Origin of the sequence: Kitasatospora sp. NPDC007106, assembly GCF_040634455.1 — a bacterium.
Taxonomy (GTDB): domain Bacteria; phylum Actinomycetota; class Actinomycetes; order Streptomycetales; family Streptomycetaceae; genus Kitasatospora; species Kitasatospora arboriphila.
Window position 1 is genome coordinate 1 of record NZ_JBEYFP010000713.1, and the last position, 2,995, is coordinate 2,995.

General features: G+C 77.0%; 3 protein-coding genes. 1 reads left to right on the forward strand and 2 read right to left on the reverse strand.

The window, feature by feature from the left end:
* Positions 1-589 (reverse strand): FMN-binding negative transcriptional regulator (locus ABZ641_RS31220; protein WP_359987247.1); only part of this gene is annotated, 589 nt, incomplete at its 3' end.
* Entirely contained in the window at positions 583-1,254 is a 672-nt protein-coding gene (locus ABZ641_RS31225; RefSeq protein ID WP_359987249.1) for a pyridoxamine 5'-phosphate oxidase family protein, read from the reverse strand. The genes ABZ641_RS31220 and ABZ641_RS31225, both read right to left, overlap by 7 nt.
* A 34-nt stretch (positions 1,255-1,288) precedes the next feature.
* On the opposite strand from ABZ641_RS31225, the gene ABZ641_RS31230 reads away from it, so the two are divergent.
* On the forward strand, positions 1,289-2,632 hold the full coding sequence (locus tag ABZ641_RS31230) for an aminotransferase class I/II-fold pyridoxal phosphate-dependent enzyme (protein WP_359987251.1): 1,344 nt from the start codon (positions 1,289-1,291) through the stop codon (positions 2,630-2,632).
* The last annotated feature ends 363 nt before the right edge of the window (positions 2,633-2,995 follow it).

A 2,995-nucleotide genomic window follows, 5' to 3' on the forward strand; every position in this document is an offset into this window, starting at 1 on the left:
GCTGCGCCCGGGCGCCGGCGTCCAGCCCGGTGCCGCGCTCGGCGAGCCGGCCGGCCAGCGCCGCCTGCTCGGCCACCGGCTTCTTGTCGTCGTACTTGAACTTGGCCCGGACCTCGCGGACCGTCAGCCGCAGCCCGCGCAGGCCGCTCAGCAGCGGCCCGAACGGCGCCTCGCCGGGGGTGACGTCGAGCGGTGCCTCCGGCTGGAAGTGCGCCGCCTGGCGGCGGAGGATCTCGGCCTTGCCCGCCGCGTCCTCGACGACCGCGGCGGTGCAGTGGAAGTGCACCGAGGCGTACAGGCTCGTCGGGGTGCCCGGCTCGCCGCGCCAGTGGCCGGGCGCGTAGGCGTAGTCGTCCGTCACCGCCAGGGTGACGTGCGGGTCGGCGCGCAGCGCGGCCCAGACCGGGTTGGGCGCCGCGAGGTGGAGCAGGATCTCGCCGGCGTCCGCGTCCAGCAGGAAGTGCGTCGGGACGAGCACCGGGCCCCGCCCCTCCGCGCCGTTCGCGGCGAGCACCCCGAAGTCCCGGCCCTCGGCGAGCCAGGCGCGCCACTCGGCGTCCGTGCCGGCGTCCCAGGACCGGATCAGCACGGCAGCTCCCCGGCGACGAAGTCCGCGAGGTAGCCCGGGACGGGGCCGGTGGTGCTCGGGTGCGGCTCGGGAGCGGCGTAGACCGTGCGCACCGGCACCACGCCCGACCAGTGCGGCAGCGGGAGGTCGTCCTCGTCGTCGTTCACGCCCCCGGTGCGGGACTTGAGGGACACCTCGTCCAGGTCGAGCCGGACGACGGCCGTCGCCGCCACCTCCTTGGCGTTCGCCGGCCGGGCGTCGGCCGAGCGGCCGGGCACCGCCTGGTCGACCAGCGCGTCCAGCGCCGTCGCCAGCTCGTCCGGGTCGGTGACCTGGAAGGCGGTGCCGTGGGCGACCACCGAGCGGTAGTTGACGGAGTGGTTGAACGCCGACTTGGCCAGCACGATGCCGTCGACCAGGGTGACCGTCACGCACACCGGCAGGCCCTCGTCGGCCCCGGCGCCGCGCAGCGGCCGGCTGCCCGTCGAGCCGTGCAGGTACAGCGCGTCGCCGACCCGGGCGTAGATGGTCGGCAGGACGACGGGCGCGCCGTCGGCGACGAAGCCGAGGTGGCACACCCAGGCGCTGTCGAGGACGGCGTGCACGGCCGCCCTGTCCCAGCTGGCGCGGTCGCGCGATCGGGTGGGGACGGTGCGGGGAGTCCGGGCGTAGGCCGTGTCCGACATGACAACCTCACTGCACTAGTGCATAATCTTCTTTGTGCTAGGAGACTATCCGATCAAGGGTCGGCGGGCCAGCGAGATTGCGGCCGACGTCGAAGGGGCCGTCGCCGAGGGGCGGCTGGCGCCCGGCGCCGCGCTGCCGCCGCTGCGCGAACTCGCCGTCGAGCTGGGCGTCAATCCGAACACCGTGGCCGCCGCCTACCGGCTGCTGCGCGACCGCGGCGTGATCGAGACGGCCGGCCGCAAGGGCAGCCGGGTCCGCCCCCGCCCGGTCACCACCCCGCGCGACGAGGTCGGCATCGCCGTCCCGCCCGGCGCCCGCGACCTCTCCGCGGGCAACCCGGATCCGGCGCTGCTGCCCGCGCTCGGCCCGGCCCTCGCCGCGGCGGCGGCCGGTCCGCCCGTGCTGTACGGGCACCCGCCCGCCGATCCCGGGCTGGTCGAGCTGGCCCGGGCCTCCTTCGCCGCGGACGGCGCCCCGGCCGGCGCGATCGCGGTCTGCTCCGGCTCGCTCGACACCATCGAACGGGCCCTGCTGGCCCGGCTGCGCCCGGGCGACCTCGTCGCGGTGGAGGATCCGGGCTGGGGCAGCCTGCTCGACCTGGTGCCCGCGCTCGGCCTCAAGCCGGTGCCGGTCCGCACCGACGACGAGGGGCCGCTGCCCGTCGAGGTGGCCAATGCGCTGGCGCTGGGCGCCCGCTGCCTGATCGTCACCAGCCGGGCGCAGAACCCGACGGGCGCCGCGCTGAGCCCGGCCCGCGCCGCGGCCCTGCGCGAGGTGATCGCCGGCCGTCCGGGCATCCTGCTGATCGAGGACGACCACGGGCACGGCATGGTCGACCTGCCGTTCCAGTCGCTGGCGGCGGGGCCGGACGGCGTCCCGATCACCGAGCACCGGCTGCTGGTGCGGTCGGCGGCGAAGGCTTACGGGCCGGACTTGCGCCTCTCCGTCGCGATCGGCGACGAGGACACGGTCGGGCGCGTCCTGGGGCGGCAGCGCCTCGGCGCGGGCTGGGTCAGCCACCTGCTGCAGCGGGCCGTCGTGGAGCTGTGGCGCAGCGACGCCGCGCCGGTCGCCCGGGTCGCGGCGGCCTACGGCGAGCGCCGGGACGCGCTGATGCGGGCGCTGGCCGCCCGCGGGGTCGCGGCGCACGGGCGCAGCGGGCTGAACGTGTGGATCCCGGTGCGGGACGAGACGGCGGCGGTGGCGGGGCTGGTGCAGCGCGGCTGGGTGGCGGCGCCCGGCGCGCGGTTCCGGCTGCACTCGGAGCCGGCGATCCGGCTCTGCGTGGCGACGCTGGAGCCCGGCGAGGCGGAGCGGCTGGCGGCGGACGTGGCGGAGGTGCTGGCGGCGGGCCGCGGCGGCGCGCGGGGGGTCTGAGCTGGGGCGGTCCCGCCGCGGCGGGGGCGGACGGACGGCGAGGGGTCGGCGCTGGGTCGGCGCGGGGTCGGTGACGCAGGGAGAAACCCGGTCACTGTCCGAATTGTGGCATGCAGATACCTGGCGGTAATAACCGCGTCCATGCCATCTTCATCGCGCCACCGGCCGGCGGTCCACCCTCACCAGCCCCGCGCACCCACAGCGCGGGGCCGTCCGCAGGAGTTTCGCCGTGCCCGAGATCCGCCCTGCCCGAAGAAGAAGCACCACCCGGAGAGTCCCCGGCGCCCGCCGGTTCGCCGCCCTGTGCGGGGCGGCGGCCCTGGCCCTGCCGATGCTGGTCACCGCCGCCGCCCCGGCCGCCGC

Coding starts and splice junctions, on each gene's coding strand:
- ABZ641_RS31225 (WP_359987249.1), bottom strand. CDS start 1,254: ATGTCGGACACGGCCTACGCCCGGACTCCCCGCACCGTCCCCACCCGA.